This is a genomic window from Azospirillum formosense, from assembly GCF_013340925.1.
Classification (GTDB): domain Bacteria; phylum Pseudomonadota; class Alphaproteobacteria; order Azospirillales; family Azospirillaceae; genus Azospirillum; species Azospirillum formosense.
Window position 1 is genome coordinate 1 of sequence record NZ_WHOR01000441.1, and the last position, 2,566, is coordinate 2,566.

The window sequence follows — 2,566 nt, forward strand, 5'->3', positions numbered from 1 at the left end:
TCCTGTCCCGCCCGCTGGTCGCCTGGGCCGACAAGTTCCGCGTCGAGCAGACCGGCGCGTCAGGGCCGGGGGCAGGGCGGCGGCGAGGGAGGAACGCGGCGACAGGCGCGGCCACGCCACCCGGCCGAGCAGGGCCTCGACCGGCGCCAGCAGCGAGCGGCAGACGCGGGTGCGCTGGAACAGCCGCAGCACCCAGGACTCGGGCGCCTCCTGCGCGCCGGTCTGCTCGACGCGGAACTTGTCGGCCCAGGCGACCAGCGGGCGGAACAGGAACTGGTCGTAGAGCAGGATGACCGCCAGCATCGCCAGCACCGCCCAGCCGACGGCGCCGAGGTCCTTCTGCGCGATGGCCTCGGCCAGATAGGAGCCGATGCCGGGCAGCGTGACGGTGCGGTCGCCGACGGTGATCGCCTCCGACGCGACGACGAAGAACCAGCCGCCGGACATCGACATCATCATGTTCCAGACCAGCCCCGGCATGGCGAAGGGCGCCTCCAGCCGCCAGAAGCGCTGCCAGCCGGAGAAGCGGAAGCTGGTCGCCGCCTCGTCCAGGTCGCGCGGCACCGAGCGCAGCGACTGGTAGACGCTGAAGGTCATGTTCCAGGCTTGGCTGGTGAAGATGGCGAAGATCGCCGCGCATTCGGCGCCGAGCACGCTGCCGGGGAACAGCGACAGGAAGAAGACCACGGTGAAGGAGATGTAGCCGAGCACCGGCACCGACTGGAGCACGTCCAGAACCGGGATCAGCACCATGCCGGCCCGGCGGCTCTTGGCCGCCAGCGTGGCGTAGACGAAGGTGAAGAGCAGCGAGGCCGCCATCGCCGCCAGCATGCGCAGCGTCGAGCGCAGCGCGTAGTCCGGCAGGTTCCAGGGGTCGAGCGAGACGGCCGGCGCGTCGAGGCTCGCCAGCGGTGCGGCCATCTGGTGACCGCCGACGGCGGCCAGGGCGAGCAGGCCGACGACCAGCGGCAGGGCCACGAGATCCCAGCGGTTGGGCGTGGCGGCGGCCGTCTTCACGGAAACGCTTGTCTGGGTCCAGACCATGGCCCCTCCATCCTGCGGCCGGATCGGAGTCCGGTCGCGTTCGTCCTGCGCAATCGGCGTGTGAAGGCACCCGGCGCCGTGCGGCGTCGGGTGGGCGTCAAAGGGGGAGGATGTCGGTCAGCCCGGCGTTGGCGGTGGCAAGGGCGCGCGGAACGGCATCGGAATGGTGATGGAAGACGTCACCATGGTTCACCTGTGCGGCTGTCGGCATCCCAGCCGGCCGTGGCGAACCTGTGAAGAGGTCAGCCCAGGATCGGCAGAGTACCGAAGATTGGTCGGGGTTGACGACTGTGGCTTTCCATCTCTTGCTTTCTCGGCGCGGGACCGGACCGCGCGTCCGGACGCCCGCCAATCATGCGGTGACGTTGTCGCTGATCTATTCCTGGAATTGGAGCCGGTCAAGCGCGCGGCGGCGTTTCTTGGCGATCATTGCAGAGGTTTCATGTTGCCCGCCCTTCGCTGTCGGAGCGAGCGGCGCGCCGCCGAGTGCAGATCGTCGAGGGCGTGTCAAAGTGTCGCAGACGCCCGCAAGCGGCCAGCGATCCGAGAACCTTTCGCAACAAGGCGTTATGGTTCAAATAACCACAAACCGTTTGTGACTTAACGATCTCGGGACCCGATGGCCAACATTCACGACCCCGCCCTGTTCCTCGCCCACGCCTGCGCGCTGGAGGAGGACGCCGCCAACCGTTTCGCCGACCTGTCGGAGGCCATGAAGACCTACGGCAACGCGGACGTCGCGGCCTTCTTCGCCAAGATGGCCGAGTTCTCGCGCCTGCATCTGGCGGACGCCCGCAAGCGCTCCGCCTTCCGCGACGTGCCGGCGCTCGCCCCGGACGACTTCCAGTGGCCGGACGACGAGAGCCCCGAAGCGGCCTCCATGGAAGGCTCGCACTATCTGATGACGGTGGATTACGCGCTGGAGCTGGCGCTCGACAGCGAAAAGCGCGGGCACGCCTTCTACGCCGACGTGGCGGCCTCCACCACGGACCCGGAGGTCCGCATGATGGCCGAGGAGTTCGCCTCCGAAGAGGCGGAGCATGTGGCGGAACTGGAGCGCTGGATCGAGCGCTTCCCCAGGAAGGGGTAATGGCCGTTTCCCGCGGTTTCCGCCCTTGCGGGAACCGCGGGAAGGGCGAACGAGCGCCTTACTTGGACAGTTCGGCGTAGTCGTACTCGTACTTCTTGTCCGCCGGCTTGAAGGTCTTGAAGGCGGCGATGACGTCGTCCACCGACACGCCCGCCGGCACGTTGAGAATCTCGTACACGACCGAGCTGCCGCTGGTCGGGCCAACGTCGGCGTTGCGGTGAGCCTGGGAAATCAGGCCCTCGCCGGCCTTCTTGATCATGATCGAAGCCATATCCGTTCCGTCTCCTGTTACACGTCGCCCGACGCAGCAATATCCATAACTCGAATAAGGGTATGGGGCCAATGGATAAATTGCTGCGCTGCGTCAGCGGCGGGTGATCCAGAGCGCGGTCACGTCGTCGTTCAACTGTTCGCCATGGATCGCGGCGTGGC

General features: G+C 67.4%; 3 protein-coding genes. 1 reads left to right on the forward strand and 2 read right to left on the reverse strand.

What is annotated here, in order from left to right; all coding sequences use genetic code 11:
• The coding region (locus GBZ26_RS28725) for an ABC transporter permease subunit (protein WP_211105008.1) at positions 1-1,044 on the reverse strand (1,044 nt) is incomplete at its 3' end.
• A 619-nt stretch (positions 1,045-1,663) separates the two neighbouring features.
• On the opposite strand from GBZ26_RS28725, the gene GBZ26_RS28730 reads away from it, so the two are divergent.
• A complete protein-coding gene (locus GBZ26_RS28730) occupies positions 1,664-2,134 on the forward strand; it encodes a ferritin-like domain-containing protein (RefSeq protein WP_174441714.1) in 471 nt (156 codons plus the stop codon).
• A 58-nt stretch (positions 2,135-2,192) separates the two neighbouring features.
• Here the strand turns inward: GBZ26_RS28730 and GBZ26_RS28735 are convergent, their stop codons facing one another.
• Complete coding sequence (locus tag GBZ26_RS28735; protein WP_174441715.1) at positions 2,193-2,405, reverse strand: hypothetical protein; 213 nt, start codon at positions 2,403-2,405, stop codon at positions 2,193-2,195.
• Between the last annotated feature and the right edge of the window lie 161 nt (positions 2,406-2,566).